The following is a 16,580-nucleotide window of genomic DNA, read 5'->3' as shown; positions in this document are numbered from 1 at the left end:
GAGCGGCTGAGCTGAGGCGCAGCGGAGGGTAGGGGTCGTCCGAGGCACGAGGGCGGCACCTGCCCGCAGCGCAGACGAAGCGAACGCGACCAGTGACACCGAGCGGCTGAGCTGAGGCGCAGCGGAGGGTAGGGGTCGTCCGAGGCACGAGGGCGGCACCTGCCCGCAGCGCAGACGAAGCGAACGCGACCAGCGAGTACGAGCGGGAGAGCCGAGTCCGCCCGCAGCGCAGCGTCACCGGCCGGTCGCCCTTTCCCTCCGGTCGTCGCTGCTGAACCGGTCCGAGCCCGGACCGTGACCGAATCTCCCCCAGGATGTGATCTGCGTCCCGGGGGCGAGTCATTTATGCAGGTCACAGCACTTTTGGGGTTAAACCCCAGGCCGAAAGACCTGTCCATTTCGTGACGTAATGCACTGACAGGGGGCGCGGGTACAGGCCAAGCTGATGTAGGAAGTCGGGGGATCGATTGAAACCGGGAGTATGTCAGTGAGCGCCATGTCATTTGCCCTGTTGCTGACCACCGCCGCTGCCACGGCCGTCGGCGCCGCTGCCCTGCACGCCGTTCACGGGCTGCGCAAGCAGGTCGCGGCCCTGTGTACGGAGCTCTCCGAGGGCCGGGTCCTCGACGCGACCGTGCCGCCACAGACCCGCAGCACCCTCACTCCGGCCGAGGAGATACGCGCGGCCGTCTCCGAAGCCCTCGCCGAGGAGCGGGAGCGCGAGCTCGCCGAGGCGCGGGCCTTCTGGGCCGCCCAGGAAGCCCGCGACGCCGCCGATGCCCCGTCCCTGCTGGGCGGACTCAACGGGCTCGGTGACGACTCCCCCTTCTTCCTCCCCCGCCAGGCGGACTTCGCCGGTCTTGAGGCGATGGACCTGGAGGCCACCGAGGCGCTGGAAGAGCTGGCGGCCCTGAGCGAGCGGCCGTCCGCCGAGTACGAGTCGGCCGACCTCAGCGACCTGCCCGAGATCGCGGAGTTCGCCGACGACTCCCCCGAGCTCGCCGCGGCCCGCCGCCGCCACCCCTCGCACCCCGACTTCGTCCCCGTACAGACCCCCGTCGTCACCGATCACGAGCGCACCGTGAGCCGCCTGGAAGAGCTCGCCGACGCCGCCACCGCGCTCACCGACGTGCGCCCCGGACCGCTGGGGACGCTCGATGTGTATGTCTTCGCCGACGGCACCACGCTCTGCATGACCCCGGGCCACCGCGAGACGGCGGAACGCCTCGCCGACGCGCTGCGGGCGGGCCGGCAGCCGGTGCTGCTGGGCGGCTCCGGTGTCTCCGGTGCCTACGCGCTGACCTTCTCGTGCGGCGAGGACAACGTCTACATCCTCGCGGACCGCGTCATCGCCTCGTTCTAGCCCCCGCACACGGCGCGGGTCCCTACGCGAACGCCCGCGCCGCCGCCTCTTCCACGAATTGCACGGCCTCGTCCAGCTCCGCGGACGGGGCCGTTACCAGTGCCACGGCCAGATCGCGTCCCGCCACGGTGAGCTGATCACCGACGACGAACATCCCGGCGTCCGGCACGAGGTGCGGCTCCCGGCCGGGGCGCTCGATGCGCTGGGCCCGTACGGCCAGTTCCCTGGCGGCGGCCAGCGCCTCGGCGGCCGCGCCGCGCTGGAGCCGGCTCTGCGGGGCGGCCCGCAGGCGGTCGGCGAATCGGTCCACGGCAGCGGTCAGGGGCGTCGTATCGAGCACCCGGCCGACCCTACGCGCCCTTCCCGGACGGCCGCCAACGGGCCCGGCCCCCTCGACGCGCCGGCCATGAGGTCTCCGGCGGGCTCCGCGCCGTCATGGTGGTCCGCACCCGTCACAGAAAACGGAACGGCCCGCGGGCAAGGAGCCTGCGGGCCGTTCCGTTTCGTACGGGAGCTTCGCGCCGTGGTCAGTCGTCCCCGTTGAGGATGGACAGCAGACGCAGCATCTCCAGGTAGATCCACACCAGGGTCATGGTGAGGCCGAAGGCCGCCAGCCAGGACTCCTCGCGCGGTGCGCCGAAGGCGACGCCGTCCTCGACCTGCTTGAAGTCCAGAGCCAGGAAGCACGCGCCGAGGATGATGCCGATGACACCGAAGAGGATGCCGAGGCCGCCGCTGCGGAAGCCGAGGCCGTCACCGCCGCCGAACACCGAGAACAGCAGGTTGACCATCATCAGGAGCACGAAGCCCATGGCCGCGGCCATCACGAAGCCGTAGAAGCGGCGGGTGACGCGGATCCAGCGCATCTTGTACGCGATGAGCACACCGGCGAAGACACACATGGTGCCCATCACCGCCTGCATCACCGTGCCGGGACCGATGTAGGTGCTGACCGCGCTGGAGATCACACCGAGGAAGACACCCTCGAAGGCGGCGTACGCGAGGATCAGCGCCGGGACCGGCTTGCGCTTGAAGGACTGCACGAGCGACAGGACGAACGCCACGAGGGCGGCGCCGATCGCGATGCCGTAGGACTTGCCGAGGTTCGCCTCGTCGACCGGCAGCAGCGCCCAGGAGAGCGCGGCGCCGAGGACGACGGTGCCCAGCGTCATCGCGGTGCGGGTGACGACGTCGTCGATCGTCATCGCGCCGGAGCGCGCGGGCGCCTGCGGGGCGCCGTACTGGACGTCCTGCTGCGCGTAGGGGTTGGTCGCGTACGGGTTGGCGGCGGTGCCCTGTGCGTACGGGTTGGTTCCCGCTGCGGGGGCCCCGGCCTGCGGCGCCGTGTTGAAGCCGGCGGAACCGTTGTCGCGGCTGAACCCCCGTCGCGAGAAGACCGGGTTGCTGCTCCTCATTGCTCTCCTCCATGGCCACACTGCGTGGCCTCGCGACAAGAGTAATGGGTGGGCAAAGGAATCACCCTCGTGCCCGGGGAGGATCTTTATGGAAGTTGATCGCTGAAGTATTCTGCGGTCGCCCGGCGCGCCCACCGACGGGTGTGGTGGTGCCCGGAGCCGGACTCGAACCGGCACGCCCCCGAGGGGCAGCGAGGTTTAAGCTCGCCGTGTCTGCGTTCCACCATCCGGGCCTGGCGCGCGGCTCCGCGTTGGCACATGACCCTATCCGGGGCCGTCCCCCGATCAGCGGAACCGTGGCTCGATGTTGTCTTATTTTATTGACCGTTTGAGGGTCCGTCAGCACATCTGGGCGCGCTGACCGCACGCCCGCCCGGGGTGACGGGCCGGTAGCCCACCGTGTGGGAATGACGGAAAGTCGCCGCACTCGTACGGCCCAATGCGCCAGGGGCACGCCATGCTCCGCCAGGGCTCCGCCACCCCTTCGGTCCGACGGCCGCCGCGGGCCCGGTCCGCGGGCCGCCCCCGGACCCCGTCCATGGTCCGGCTCAGGGTCGGTGTCATACCCCAGGAGGACGCCGCCACCCCGCCGGTGCGACTCAAGACGGCCACAGGAACGGGCACGGGGGCTGACGCCCGGCGGCGATACGGCGATGACGATGGAGGTGTCCCCGAAGGAACCCCGCATCACCCCCTCAGGAGCGTCCCCGTGATCACCACCCCCACCGTTCACCGCGCCACCGCGGTGGCTGCCCGCGCCACGGAGCTGTCGAAGGTCTACGGGCAGGGTGAGACCCAGGTGGTCGCCCTCGACCGGGTGACCGTGGACTTCCCGCAGGGCGAGTTCACCGCGATCATGGGCCCCTCGGGCTCCGGCAAGTCCACGCTGATGCACTGCGTGGCGGGTCTCGACAGCTTCAGCAGCGGCTCCGTCCGCATCGGCGAGACCGAGCTGGGCTCCCTCAAGGACAAGCAGCTCACGCAGCTGCGCCGGGACAAGATCGGTTTTATCTTCCAGGCCTTCAACCTGCTGCCGACGCTGACCGCGCTGGAGAACATCACCCTCCCGATGGACATCGCGGGCCGTAAGCCCGACGCCGCCTGGCTGCAGAAGGTCATCGACATGGTGGGGCTGTCCGAGCGGCTGAAGCACCGGCCGACCGAGCTCTCCGGCGGCCAGCAGCAGCGCGTCGCCGTGGCCCGCGCCCTGGCCTCGCAGCCCGAGATCATCTTCGGCGACGAGCCGACCGGAAACCTGGACTCCCGCTCCGGCGCCGAGGTCCTCGGCTTCCTGCGCAACTCGGTGCGCGAGCTCGGCCAGACCGTGGTGATGGTGACCCACGACCCGGTGGCCGCCTCCTACGCGGACCGGGTGATCTTCCTCGCCGACGGCGCGATCGTCGACCAGATGCTGCACCCCACCGCGGACGGGGTGCTCGACCGGATGAAGGCGTTCGACGCGAAGGGCCGCACCAGCTGACGTAACCGGCTGCCGCCCCCCGTCCCCCTTCCGGAACCCATCCCAGGACTACAGACATGTTCCGTACCGCCCTGCGCAATGTGCTCGCGCACAAGGCCAGGCTGCTGATGACCGTGCTCGCCGTCATGCTCGGCGTAGCCTTCGTCTCCGGCACCCTCGTCTTCACCGACACCCTCGGCAACGCCTTCCGCAACCAGTCGGCCAAGAGCTACGACAACGTCGCCGTCGCCGTCAGCACCTACGCCGACCAGCGCGACGAGAAGGCCCGAGGCATCGACGACGCCACCCTGAAGAAGATCGAGGACCTGGACGGCGTGGCGAGCGCCACCGGCCGGGTCTCGGGCTTCGCCGGGGTCGCCGACCCGGACGGCAAGCTCATCGGCAACGGCTGGTCCAACACCGGGGCCAACTTCGCCCCCGGCAAGGACGGCAAGGACGCCGCGTACACCTTCACCGAGGGCACCGGCCCGCTGAAGGACGGCACCATCGCCCTGGACAAGGACACCGCGAGCAAGGGCGAGTACAGCGTCGGTGACCCGGTGCGGGTCGCCACCAACGGGCCGGTGAAGGAGTACACCCTCTCCGGTGTCTTCACCACCGAGGACGGCGCGGTCAACGCGGGCGGCAGCCTGGTCCTGTTCGACACCGCGTCCGCGCAGAAGCTCTATCTCAAGCCCGGCGTCTTCAAGGACGTCAACGTGGCCGCCGAGGCCGGCGCCTCGGACCGGAAGCTGCTGGCCGCGGTGAAGCCGCTGCTGCCCGAGGACGCCTCCGCCCGGACCGGCGCCGAGCTCGCCGACGAGCAGGCCGAGCAGATCGAGAGCGGCCTCGGGGCCCTCAACGGGATGCTGCTCGCCTTCGCGGGCATCGCCCTCTTCGTCGGCGTCTTCCTGATCGCCAACACCTTCACCATGCTGGTGGCCCAGCGCACCAAGGAGCTGGCCCTGATGCGGGCCGTCGGCGCCTCCCGCAGCCAGGTGAAGCGTTCCGTCCTGCTCGAAGCGGCCGTGGTCGGCGCGATCGCCTCGGTGATCGGCTTCGTGCTGGGTCTCGGCCTCGCCGTCGGTCTGCGCTCCGCGATGAGCCTGCTCGGCGGGAAGATCCCGGCCGGCCCGCTGGTCGTCTCCCCGACCGCGGTCGCCGCGGCCTTCACGGTCGGCATCGTGATCACCGTGCTCGCCGCCTGGCTGCCCGCCCGCCGGGCCGCGAGGATCGCGCCGGTGGCGGCGATGAGCAGTGTGCACGCGGTGGCCACCACCAAGTCCCTGGTCGTACGGAACTCGATCGGCGGCGTGCTCGGCCTGATCGGCGCGGCGGCCATCGTCGCCGGCGCCTCGGCGGGCGGCACGAACGGCCGCTACACCGTCGCGGCGGGCGCCTTCTTCGCCCTGATCGCCATCATCGTGCTCATCCCGCTGCTGTCGCGGCCGGTGATCGCACTGGTGCGGCCGCTGCTGATGAAGCTGTTCGGCGTCTCCGGGAAGCTGGCCGCGCAGAACTCCGTCCGTAACCCCCGGCGTACCGGGGCCACGGCCTCCGCGCTGGCGATCGGGCTGACCCTCGTCACCGGGATCTCGGTGCTCGGCGTCACGCTCGGCCAGGCGGTCGACCGGATGACGACGGACAACATCAAGGCCGACTACCTGGTCTCGATGGCCAGTGGCGACCCGCTGGACCAGACGGCCCTCAGCGCCCTGGAGAAGGCCGACGGGGTCACCGCGGTCTCCCCGCAGCAGGCCTCCTCGCTGTGGATCGGTGAGGAGTACCACTCGGCCTCCGGAGTGACCCCCGGTGATGTGGAGAAGCTCTTCTCGCTGAAGACGGTCTCCGGCTCGCTGGGCTCGCTGAACGACGGCGAGATCGCCGTCGGCAGCAAGACCGCGAAGTCGAACGGCTGGAAGACCGGCGACACCGTCGCGGTGAAGTTCGAGGACGAGAAGAAGGGCGAGCTGAAGATCGGCGCCCTCTACGAGCAGAACGAGTTCCTCTCGCCGTTCCTGCTGCCGAAGGACATCGTCAACGCGCACACCCCGCTGGCGGACATCCGCGAGGTCTGGCTCAAGATGGACGGCGGCGGCACCCAGGCCAATGAGCAGGCCCTGGTGGACGCGCTGGGCGACAACCCGGCGATGAGCATCATGGACCGGAACGACATCCGGGACATGTTCGGCGGCTTCGTCAACATCGCGCTGAACATCATGTACGGACTGCTGGCGATGGCTCTGATCATCGCGGTGCTGGGTGTCATCAACACCCTGGCGATGTCGGTGTTCGAGCGTCAGCAGGAGATCGGCATGCTGCGGGCGATCGGTCTCGACCGGCGCCGGGTCAAGCGCATGATCCGTCTGGAGGCCGTGGTCATCTCGGTCTTCGGCGCGGTGATCGGTGTCGCACTCGGTACGTTCCTGGGCTGGGCCATCGGCCGCACCCTGGCCTCCGAGATCCCCAACTACAGCCTGGTCATCCCGTGGGACCGCCTCGCGCTGTTCCTCGTGCTCGCCGGTCTGGTGGGCGTGCTGGCCTCGCTGTGGCCGGCCCGCAGCGCCGCGAAGCTGAACATGCTCACGGCGATCAAGACCGAGTAACACCCGCCGGGGACCCTGACAAAGGGGGGAGGGGCCGGTGACCGCGCGACGCGGTCACCGGCCCCTCCCCCCTTCCTCCGTCTCCGTCTCCGTGCCGTGCCGTGCCGGGCGCTCCGTACGCGGGCCTCAGTCCCCGGCCGCGGCCGTCCACTCGCGGGAGCGCAACGGCATACGGACGGCGCCGTTCTCCTCCGGGCGGACCACCAGGATCTGGTTGACGCCGATCTTGTTGTGCTCGAAGGAGAGCGCGGAGGCGGCCATGTAGAGCCGCCAGACCCTGGCCCGGCCGGGCGAGGTGGCCCGTACCGCCCGCTCCCAGTGCTTCTCCAGGTTGGCCACCCAGCGGCGCAGGGTGAGCGCGTAGTGCTCGCGGATGGCCTCGACGTCGCGGACCTCGAAGCCGGCCTCCTCAAGGGTGGCGGTGGTCCGGCCCACCGGGGCGAGTTCGCCGTCGGGGAAGACGTACGCGTCGATGAACTCGTCGATGCGGTAGGCGTCCTCGTCCCTCTCCGGGCGGCGGGCGATCTGGTGGTTGAGGAGCCGTCCGCCGGGCCGCAGGAGCGCGTAGAGGTCGTCGGCGTACTCGCGGTAGCGGACGGAGCCGACGTGCTCGGCCATCCCGATCGAGGAAATGGCGTCGTACGGGCCGTCCCTGACGTCCCGGTAGTCCTGGACCCGGATCTCGATCCGGTCGGTCAGCCCCTCCTCGGCGATGCGCTTCCTGGCGTACGCGGCCTGTTCGGCGGAGAGGGTCACCCCGGTGACCCGGGCGCCGTACTCACGGGCCGCGTGGATGGCCATGGAGCCCCAGCCGCAGCCGACGTCCAGGAGGCGGTCACCCTCCTTCAGGGCGAGCTTGCGGCAGACCAGGTCGAGCTTGTCGCGCTGGGCCTCCTCCAGGGTGCTGCCCTCGTCCCAGTAGGCGCAGGAGTAGACCATGGACGGGCCGAGGACCAGTTCGTAGAAGTCGTTGCCGACGTCGTAGTGGTGGCTGATGGCCTTCTTGTCGCGCCGCTTGGTGTGTATGGCACCGGTTCGGCGGCGGACCTCCTCGGCGGGCGGGGCCGGCGGGGGCCAGGGGCCGGCCAGTCCGACGAGCCCGCGGACGAAGGACCGGACCTTCGGGTCGCGGACCGGGTGCGGGGAGGCCTTGGCCTTGGCATCGGCGTCGCGGTCCCACAGCAGGTCGGCGAGATGGTCCAGGGCCTCGTACAGATTGCCGTCGACATCGATCTCACCGGCCACCCAGGCGCGGGCCAGGCCCAGCTCGCCCGGCTTCCACAGGAGCCTGCGCAGGGCGCGGCGGCGCCGGATCACCAGGGCGGGGGCACCCGGCGGCCCGGATTCGCTGCCGTCCCAGGCCCGGATGCGGACCGGTAGGGGTTCCCCCAGCAACTCTTCGGCGAGAGCGGTCAGCCGCGATGCGGCGTCTGCCATGGCGCACACCTCCGTGGTGGTGTTTCCCGAACATGCCAAAATTCGCATAACCATGCCCTTGATCCCGTCACGACACCTCGGCGCCGGGACGAGATACACCTGCGTCAACTGTCTCCGGACCGCAGGCCATCCCGCTACAGGGCAACAGATCGGCAAAGCACGTGTACGCGGCATGCATGTACACGTGTCAGGACCGTCGCCGGAACCGGGGCGGCGTCCGGACATGCCGAAGGGGCCGTCCGCACCACGGATGGCGGACGGCCCCTTCGGGCATCGTGCGGGAGGATCCGGCGGACCGGAACCGGTGGAGCCGGTGCCCCGGCCGGCAGTGTCCGCCCGCTACGGGGCGGAGCCTGCCGGGAAGGGCACTAGGAGGCCTTGGCCTTCTCGCCCTCGGACTTGGCGGCGGCCGGAGCCGGAGCCGGCTTGGCGGCCTCGTAGAACTCCTCGCGCGGCGTCTCCATGGCGCCGAGCGAGACGACCTCGCGCTTGAGGAACATCGCGAGGGTCCAGTCGGCGAAGATCCGGATCTTACGGTTCCAGGTCGGCATCGCCATGCCGTGGTAACCGCGGTGCATGTACCAGGCGAGACGGCCCTTGAGCTTGATCTTCATCTTGCCCATGACGATCATCGCGACGCCCTTGTGCAGGCCGAGACCGGCGACCGCACCCTTGTTGGCGTGGCTGTACTCCTTCTGCGGGAAGCCCCGCATACCGGAGATGACGTTGTCGCCGAGGACCTTGGCCTGACGCAGCGCGTGCTGGGCGTTGGGCGGGCACCAGGCGTTCGGGTTGCCGGCCTTGCGGCCGACCAGGTCCGGGACCTGGGCGTTGTCGCCGGCGGCCCAGATGTAGTCGGTGCCCTGCACCTGGAGCTTCTCGGAGGTGTCCACGTGGCCGCGCGGGCCGAGCGGCAGACCGAAGCGCGCCAGCGCCGGGTTCGGCTTCACGCCGGCCGTCCACACGATGGTGCTGGAGTCGACCTCAAGGCCGTTCTTCAGCACGACGTGGCCGTCGACACAGGAGTCCATCGAGGTGGAGAGGTAGATCTCCACGCCGCGGCTCTCCAGGTGCTCCTTGCCGTAGGCGCCCAGCTTCGGGCCGACCTCGGGAAGGATCTTGTCCGCGGCGTCGACGAGGATGAAGCGCATGTCCTCGCGCTTCACGTTCGTGTAGTACTTCGACGCGTCGCGGGCCATGTCCTCGACCTCGCCGATGGTCTCCGCACCGGCGAAACCGCCGCCCACGAAGACGAACGTCAGCGCCTTGCGGCGGACGTCCTCATCGGTCGTGGAGTCAGCCTTGTCCAGCTGCTCCAGGACGTGGTTGCGCAGGCCGATGGACTCCTCGATGCCCTTCATGCCGATGCCCTGCTCGGCGAGGCCGGGGATCGGGAAGGTGCGGGAGACCGCGCCCATCGCGATGACCAGGTAGTCGAAGGGCAGCTCGTAGGCCTCGCCGACGAGCGGCGCGACCGTGGCGACCTTGCGGTCCTGGTCAATGGTCGTGACACGACCGGTGAGAACCTCAGCCTTGGGCAGCACGCGTCGCAGCGGGACGACGACATGCCGAGGCGAGATGCTGCCGGCAGCAGCTTCGGGGAGGAAGGGCTGGTACGTCATGTACGAGCGCGGGTCGACGACCGTGACGGTCGCCTCTCCGTAGCGCATCTTCTTGAGAATGCGTCGAGCTGCGTACAGGCCTACGTACCCACCGCCTACAACGAGGATCCTGGGACGCTCCGTGGTGCTCATGCCATCGAGTATCCACCCCCCTCACAGGGGGTGCTCGTGAGCCCCTTCACAAGGTTCGGAGTCACCTCTGCTACACTTCGCCGCCCACGTGACCGAGGTCATGGCGCCACAGGGGAACCAGGAGTCGGCGGCGAACGTTGTTCACCGCTTGTGAGCTGGCCCTTGACCCTTGGCACAGCGGGAACCAGTGCTCGGATTCATCCGCGCGCAACACCCCCGGAACATGCCCGCACACCCGCCGCGGGGCACCGCGGACCACCTGCACAGCCCCCGGGGCGCCGAACTGCGTCCAACAGGGCCGAATTCCTTGTGAAGAAGTTCACGAACTTGGTCGCGGCGCACGCCCGAAGGGGCCCCCGGAAGGGCTTCCGGGGGCCCGTACGCGGCTCAAAGGTGCAGACGGGAATGCGTATGAGCAGGTGCGCGGGGCGGGCGTGAGCAGGCGTACGCGGCGGGCGCCGGGCTCAGTGGCCGGACGCGGCCGACCACGCGATGCCGTCCAGGATGTCGTGTTCGCTGACGACGACCTCCCGGGCGCCGGTCCGCTTCATCACGGCGAGCAGGACGAGCGCCCCGGCGGTGATCACATCGACCCGGCCCGGGTGCATCGCGGGGATCGCGGCGCGCTCCTCGTGCGTCGAGGCGAGCAGGCGTCCGGTGATCTCCTCGACCCGCTCGAAGGGGATCCGGGAGTGGTGGATCGCGGCGGAGTCGTACTCCGGGAGCCCCAGGGCGATCGCCGCCACCGTGGTGACCGTCCCGGCCAGTCCGACGAGCGTGGCGGCCCCGCCGAGCGGCACCGTCTCCTCCGCGAGGTCCAGGGCCGCGTCGATGTCCGCGCGGATCGCGGCGATCCGGCCGGGCGTGGGCGGGTCGACGACGGCGCCGTCGTCCACGAGGTGGCGCTCCGTCATCCGGACGCAGCCGATGTCCACGGAACGGGCCGCGCGGACCTCGTCGTCCCCGAGGACGAACTCCGCGGAGCCGCCGCCGATGTCCACCACGAGATAGGGCTTGGCGAAGTGGTCGCCGCCGACCAGTTCCTTCGTGGCGCCGGTGAAGGAGAGCTCCGCCTCCTGGTCGCCGCTGATCACCTCCGGCTCGACGCCCAGGATGTCCAGGACACCGGCGACGAACACCTCGCTGTTCTCGGCGTCGCGCGAGGCGGAGGTGGCGACGAAGCGGACACGTTCGGCGCCGAGCTCCTTGATCACCGCCGCGTACTCGCGGCAGGCCGCGAAGGTGCGCTCCAGCGCGTCGGGGGCGAGCCTGCCGGTCCGGTCGACGCCCTGGCCGAGGCGGACGATCTGCATCCGCCGGTCCAGCTCGACGATCTCGCCGGTGGCGGGGTCCGCGTCGGCGACGAGCAGACGGATGGAGTTCGTACCGCAGTCGACGGCGGCGACCCGGGTCACCGGTCCGTCCCCCCGTCGGCGCCGTCCACCCCGGACGCCTCGCACGGCGTGACGCACGGGCCCTTCGCCCACCACTCGGGCAGCATCGCGATCGCCTCGTCGCCCAGCGGGTTCACCCCGGGGCCCGCGGCCAGCGAGTGGCCGACCAGGACGTGCAGGCACTTCACCCGGTCCGGCATGCCGCCCGCGCTGGGGAAGCCCTCCAGGACCTCGATGGCGTCACGGCGGGCGATGTAGTCCTCGTGCGCCCGGCGGTAGGCCGCCGCCAGCTCGGGGTCGGACTGGAGACGCTCCGTCATCTCCTTCATGACCCCGTTGGCCTCCAGCGTCCCGATGGCCGACGCCGCACGCGGACAGGTCAGGTAGTACGTCGTCGGGAACGGCGTGCCGTCCTCCAGACGGGGCTGCGTCTCGACCACGTCCGGGTTGCCGCACGGGCAGCGGTGCGCGATGGCCCGCAGACCGCGCGGCGGGCGGCCGAGCTGCTGCTCGAACGCGGCGATGTCCGCGTCGGTGGGCTTGGTGGACTCGGTCTGCGGAGGGGGCGTTTCCATGCCTGCCTTGGTTCTGCTCGAAGGTTCTGCTCGACAAGACGCTGCTTGAAGGCTCTGCTCGACGGTTCTGCTCAGGGGTACGGGTCAGTCGCGGTCGGCGCTGTCCACGCCGTCCCAGAGGTTCGAGTGCCAGGGACGGTCCGCCGCGCCCGGCTCTCCGCGGCGGTCCTCGGCCGCGTCCGGGTCGGCCACGGTGTAACCGGTCTCCCCGGGGAGTACGTAATGGAGGTGTTCCCGGGCCAGCCGCATGATGTACGCGTCGTCCTGGAGCCGCGCCTTCTCGTCGCGCAGCTCCTCGGTGCGCCGGCCCGCCTCCTGGGAGAGCCGCTCCTGGTCGGCGATGTCGTCGCGCTGGGAGACGTACTGCCGCATGGGGTACGCGAGCGCGACCACCAGGGAACAGACGACCAGGGCCAGGAAGGCGGCCCGGCCGGTGAGCCGGGAGCGCCGGGCCTGCCGGCGGTTCTGGGAACGGTAGACGCGGGCCGCGGTCAGCTCGCCGAGCAGCCGCAGCCTGGTCGCGGTGGAGAACCGGTCGCGGTCCTTCCCGGCCATGTCTCCCGCCTCCCCATTACGCACGTCCGTCCCCGCACACGGTACGGGACCGAGTGCGGGGACGGACGGAGGCTGGTGCACCGAACCACCGAAGGGCCGGTGACCGGCCCCCGGGTGCCGGAATGTCAGCCCTTGAAGCGCGGGAACGCCGAGCGGCCCGCGTACACCGCGGCGTCGTCGAGGATCTCCTCGATGCGCAGCAGCTGGTTGTACTTGGCGACACGGTCCGAGCGGGCCGGGGCGCCGGTCTTGATCTGACCGCAGTTCACGGCGACGGCGAGGTCGGCGATGGTGACGTCCTCGGTCTCGCCGGAACGGTGCGACATCATGCACTTGAAGCCGTTGCGCTGGGCCAGCTCGACGGCGTCCAGGGTCTCGGTCAGCGAACCGATCTGGTTGACCTTGACGAGCAGGGCGTTCGCGGAGCCCTCCTCGATGCCGCGGGCCAGGCGCTCCGGGTTGGTGACGAAGAGGTCGTCGCCGACGATCTGCACCTTGGCGCCGAGCCTGTCGGTGATGACCTTCCAGCCGGCCCAGTCGTCCTCGTACAGCGGGTCCTCGATGGAGACCAGCGGGTACGCGGAAACGAGCTCCTCGTAGTACTCGGTCATCTCGGCGGCCGAGCGGGACTTGCCCTCGAACTCGTACGTGCCGTCCTTGTAGAACTCGGACGCGGCGACGTCGAGCGCGAGCGCGATGTCGCGGCCGGGGACGTAGCCGGCCTCCTTGATGGCCTCGACGATGAGGTCCAGGGCGGCGCGGTTGGACTCCAGGTTCGGGGCGAAGCCGCCCTCGTCACCGAGTCCGGTGGACAGGCCCTTGGTCTTCAGGACCTTCTTCAGGGTGTGGTAGATCTCCGCGCCCCAGCGCAGCGCCTCGGAGAAGGACTCCGCGCCGATCGGGGCGATCATGAACTCCTGGATGTCCACGTTGGAGTCGGCGTGCGAGCCGCCGTTCAGGATGTTCATCATCGGAACGGGCAGCAGGTGCGCGTTCGGGCCGCCGAGGTAGCGGAAGAGCGGCAGGTCGGACGCCTCGGACGCGGCGTGGGCGACGGCCAGCGAGACACCGAGGATGGCGTTGGCGCCGAGCGAGGCCTTGTTCTCGGTGGCGTCCAGGTCGAACATCGCCTGGTCGATGAGGCGCTGCTCGGTGGCGTCGTAACCGACGAGCTCCGGGCCGATCTGCTCGATGACGGCGAGGACGGCCTTCTCGACGCCCTTGCCCTGGTAGCGGTTGGGGTCACCGTCGCGAAGCTCAATGGCCTCGAACGCACCGGTGGAGGCGCCGGACGGAACAGCAGCACGTCCCGTGCTGCCGTCGTCGAGGCCAACCTCGACCTCGACCGTGGGGTTGCCCCGGGAGTCGAGGATTTCCCTGGCTACGACGACGTCGATGGACGGCACGAGGCATCTCCTTCTGGGATATGACACTGGTTGTGCAGGGTCACTGTGGCCTTGCGACACGAGCCTAACCGGCTCGGCCCCGTCGGGCGGCCGACCGCCCGTCTCCTGGGACGAAAAAGGACCCAAGAGCCCGCATAACGGGAGGAAGGTCAAGAAATTTACTGGCTGGTAACTACAGAAGTTGAACGCGCGAAGCCGGCCGCACAGCCAAAACACCCCGGCCCGGCGCGCACGGGGTGAGCGCGCCGGGCCGGGGGCGGAGCCGAGGGAGATGCCGCCGGACGTCCCCCTCGGAGGGAGGAGAAGCCGTGAGCCGCTCCGGCCGGAGCGGGAGACGCTCCGGGCCGGGCGGGGACTACTTCAGGTGGAGCTGCTGGCCCGGGAAGATCAGGTCGGCGTCCTGGACGATGTCGCCGTTGAGCTTGAAGACCTTCTGCCAGCCGCCCTTGACGCCTTCCTTCTCAGCGATCTTGCTGAGGGTGTCGCCGGACTTCACCTTGTACTCGCCGTCGCCCTTCTGGACCTTCTGACCGGTCGGGGTCGTCACGGTCTTGGGGGACTCGACCTTGGGGGCGGCCGGGGCGGTGCGCTGCTCGCCGCGGGAGGCGGGCTGCTCGGCCTGGCGCTCCTGCTGCTTCGGCTGGGCCTGCTGCTTCGGCTGGGCCTGCTCCTGCTTGGCCTGGCCGGATCCGGTGTCGACACCCGGGTCCACACCGTCGTTGGTCAGACCGCCGGCGCCGGCGCAGGCCCAGGCACCGGGGCCCTGCATGTCGAGGAGCTTCTCGGCGGTGGCGATCTGCTGGGCCTTGGTGGCCAGGTCGGCGCGGGCGGCGTACTGCGTACCGCCGGCGGCCGCCCAGCTGGACTGCGAGAACTGCAGACCGCCGTAGTAGCCGTTGCCGGTGTTGATGGACCAGTTGCCACCGGACTCGCACTGGGCGACGGCGTCCCAGGTGGAGACGGAGGCGGCGGAGGCGCCGGTCGCACCCATCAGCGGGACGGCGACGGCGGCACCGGCGACACCGGCGAGCGTGGCGACACGGACGGCCTTGGACGGGCGGCGGTGCTTGCCCTTGCTGTTACGCAGCATGGAACTTCTCCTCACCGACGCCTACGAGGTGAGCTGTCGGGTTCGGGCCAAGTGAGTTGCCCGGCCGCGTGTCCTAGCACGCGGCTCCACCCCAAGCCGGTCCTGATCGCACTCGTACGGGACGAGTCGACCGGGCCCGGCGCTTACCTGGGTCCCCCGCTCCTGCCTACGGCGCTTTACGCGTCTGTTCCCTTCGACCGACGGCAGGATTCGGCGTGACGGTCGACGGGGCCCGCGGTGCGAGCGGTTCCGACCGTAAACACAGGCAACCCCCACATTCAAAGATGGACATACCGGTCAATCAGGCCTTACTTGCCATCAGCGGGGGAACGTTTCCGCAGGTCGGGGGCGATATGGGCGGAGCCGGCGGACAGGACACGCCAGTTGAAGCAAAGAGACCCATGTCTCACTTACGCATAAGTGGACATAGGCCTCTGAACTACCCCGGGTTTCGGGGCGTTTTCCCGAATTGGATCAGTTGGCGGCGGCGCCCCGGGCATCGCCGGAAGGAGCCGTTTCCGGGCCCAGGTCCAGGCTCTGGCCGGGCACGATCAGGTCCGGGTCCACTCCGACGGCGTCCTTGTTCGCCTCGTACAGCGCGGTCCATCCGCCGGGGAGTTTCTGTGCGTCAGCAATCGCCCAGAGACTGTCGCCCGGCCGGACGGTGTAGTCGCCGCCGACGGGCGCCGTACCGCCCTCGCGCGCCTCGCCCTCACCGCGGGAGGCGTGCCGGCCGGACTCGCGCCCGCTGTCCCGGTCCGCGGCCCGGCTCTCCTCGGGCGCCGGAGTGCCGCGGTGCTTGCCGCCGGTGCCGTCCGCGCCCTTCGGGGCGTCAGGCGCCGCGGAGCCCTCGGGCGCGGATGTCTTCGGGGAAGGGCTCGCGGGCGGCGCGGAAGGGCTCGACGAGGGGTCGCCCGCCTTGCCGGAGGCGCCGTTCCCGTCCTGCGTACCGCTGTCGGCTCCGTCCGCCTCGTCCGCCGTCCCGCCGTCCGGCAGTCCGTCCGCGGGTGCCGCGTCCGAGGGGCCGGCGGAGGGTGCGGCACCGGGGTCGACACCCGGCAGCGTGCTGTCCGTCGCGAGTCCGGAGATCACCGCGCAGCCGGGCCAGGCCTTCGGGCCCTGGTCGCCCAGGACCTTCTCCGCCACGGCGATCTGCTGCGAGCGGCTGGCGAGGTCGGCCCGGGGCGCGAACGCCGTGCCGCCGTACGCGGACCAGGTGTCCTGCGAGAACTGGAGCCCGCCGTAGAAGCCGTTGCCGAGGTCGGCACTCCACATGCCGCCGCTCTCGCACTCCGCGACCCGGTCCCAGGTCGAGGCTTCGGCGGCGTGCGCGCCGGCCGCGCCGAGCAGCGGGATCGCGATGGCCGATCCCGTCACGCCCGCGGCGACGACGATGGCGGGTGCCTGGCGAGGGCGGCGGTGTCTGCCGTTCGCGGAGCCCATGGAGTTTGCCTTCCGTGCGACTGACTGGTGGGTACTGAGGTGACCGGCGAGTCACGTGACGCCCCGTTCGAGGCGTTGAACGG

13 protein-coding genes, 1 tRNA gene and 1 riboswitch are annotated in these 16,580 nt (G+C 70.4%); of the genes, 3 read left to right on the top strand and 11 right to left on the bottom strand.

All coding sequences use genetic code 11. The annotated features are described in order from the left end of the window. The first annotated feature begins 496 nt into the window (after positions 1 to 496). Positions 497 to 1,363 carry a hypothetical protein gene (locus ACIGJO_RS23900; protein WP_399961144.1) on the top strand — a complete coding sequence of 289 codons (867 nt, stop codon included), beginning with the start codon at positions 497 to 499 and terminating at the stop codon, positions 1,361 to 1,363. Between the two features lie 22 nt (positions 1,364 to 1,385). On the opposite strand, the gene ACIGJO_RS23895 is transcribed toward ACIGJO_RS23900, so the two are convergent. The 3 genes from ACIGJO_RS23895 to ACIGJO_RS23885 all read right to left on the bottom strand — a co-directional run bounded on the left by ACIGJO_RS23895 (position 1,386) and on the right by ACIGJO_RS23885 (position 3,011). Next, positions 1,386 to 1,703, bottom strand: a complete 318-nt coding sequence (locus ACIGJO_RS23895) for a hypothetical protein (RefSeq protein WP_399961142.1) — start codon at positions 1,701 to 1,703, stop codon at positions 1,386 to 1,388. A 187-nt stretch (positions 1,704 to 1,890) separates the two neighbouring features. Further along, entirely contained in the window at positions 1,891 to 2,778 is an 888-nt protein-coding gene (locus ACIGJO_RS23890) for a Bax inhibitor-1/YccA family protein (RefSeq protein ID WP_266931672.1), read from the bottom strand. Positions 2,779 to 2,925: 147 nt separating this feature from the next. Beyond that, positions 2,926 to 3,011 (bottom strand) — tRNA-Leu (locus ACIGJO_RS23885). A gap of 476 nt (positions 3,012 to 3,487) precedes the next feature. Between ACIGJO_RS23885 and ACIGJO_RS23880 the strand changes: the two genes are divergently transcribed. Next, positions 3,488 to 4,258 carry an ABC transporter ATP-binding protein gene (locus ACIGJO_RS23880; RefSeq protein WP_266931673.1) on the top strand — a complete coding sequence of 257 codons (771 nt, stop codon included), beginning with the start codon at positions 3,488 to 3,490 and terminating at the stop codon, positions 4,256 to 4,258. 56 nt (positions 4,259 to 4,314) lie between these two features. Beyond that, on the top strand, positions 4,315 to 6,843 hold the full coding sequence (locus tag ACIGJO_RS23875) for an ABC transporter permease (RefSeq protein ID WP_399961139.1): 2,529 nt from the start codon (positions 4,315 to 4,317) through the stop codon (positions 6,841 to 6,843). A 126-nt stretch (positions 6,844 to 6,969) separates the two neighbouring features. Here ACIGJO_RS23875 and ACIGJO_RS23870 read toward each other — a convergent pair whose 3' ends face one another. The 8 genes from ACIGJO_RS23870 to ACIGJO_RS23835 all read right to left on the bottom strand — a co-directional run bounded on the left by ACIGJO_RS23870 (position 6,970) and on the right by ACIGJO_RS23835 (position 16,497). Continuing rightward, positions 6,970 to 8,280: a class I SAM-dependent methyltransferase gene (locus tag ACIGJO_RS23870; RefSeq protein WP_399961137.1), complete on the bottom strand. Its 1,311-nt coding sequence runs from the start codon at positions 8,278 to 8,280 to the stop codon at positions 6,970 to 6,972. A 368-nt stretch (positions 8,281 to 8,648) separates the two neighbouring features. Further along, positions 8,649 to 10,034, bottom strand: coding sequence for an NAD(P)/FAD-dependent oxidoreductase (locus tag ACIGJO_RS23865; protein WP_399961135.1), 1,386 nt, complete (start codon positions 10,032 to 10,034; stop codon positions 8,649 to 8,651). Positions 10,035 to 10,498: 464 nt separating this feature from the next. Beyond that, positions 10,499 to 11,449, bottom strand: a complete 951-nt coding sequence (locus ACIGJO_RS23860) for an exopolyphosphatase (protein WP_399961133.1) — start codon at positions 11,447 to 11,449, stop codon at positions 10,499 to 10,501. Then, positions 11,446 to 12,003, bottom strand: a complete 558-nt coding sequence (locus tag ACIGJO_RS23855) for a DUF501 domain-containing protein (RefSeq protein ID WP_399961131.1) — start codon at positions 12,001 to 12,003, stop codon at positions 11,446 to 11,448. Before ACIGJO_RS23855 ends, ACIGJO_RS23860 begins: the two co-directional genes overlap by 4 nt. Before the next feature lie 84 nt (positions 12,004 to 12,087). Next, the gene (locus ACIGJO_RS23850) at positions 12,088 to 12,558 is read right to left on the bottom strand and encodes a septum formation initiator family protein (protein WP_399961128.1); all 471 of its coding nucleotides are present in this window, start codon (positions 12,556 to 12,558) and stop codon (positions 12,088 to 12,090) included. Between the two features lie 125 nt (positions 12,559 to 12,683). Further along, complete coding sequence (eno, locus tag ACIGJO_RS23845) at positions 12,684 to 13,964, bottom strand: phosphopyruvate hydratase (protein ID WP_399961126.1); 1,281 nt, start codon at positions 13,962 to 13,964, stop codon at positions 12,684 to 12,686. A 355-nt stretch (positions 13,965 to 14,319) separates the two neighbouring features. After that, entirely contained in the window at positions 14,320 to 15,054 is a 735-nt protein-coding gene (locus tag ACIGJO_RS23840; RefSeq protein ID WP_399961124.1) for a transglycosylase family protein, read from the bottom strand. 3 nt (positions 15,055 to 15,057) lie between these two features. Further along, positions 15,058 to 15,238, bottom strand: a riboswitch (cyclic di-AMP (ydaO/yuaA leader). Positions 15,239 to 15,528: 290 nt separating this feature from the next. Further along, positions 15,529 to 16,497: a transglycosylase family protein gene (locus ACIGJO_RS23835; protein WP_399961122.1), complete on the bottom strand. Its 969-nt coding sequence runs from the start codon at positions 16,495 to 16,497 to the stop codon at positions 15,529 to 15,531. Between the last annotated feature and the right edge of the window lie 83 nt (positions 16,498 to 16,580).

The sequence above is a fragment of the Streptomyces sp. NPDC079020 genome, assembly GCF_044542225.1.
In the GTDB taxonomy this organism is placed as follows: domain Bacteria; phylum Actinomycetota; class Actinomycetes; order Streptomycetales; family Streptomycetaceae; genus Streptomyces.
The sequence above is the reverse complement of the archived record's forward strand: the minus strand, read 5'-3'. Positions and strand labels throughout refer to the sequence as shown.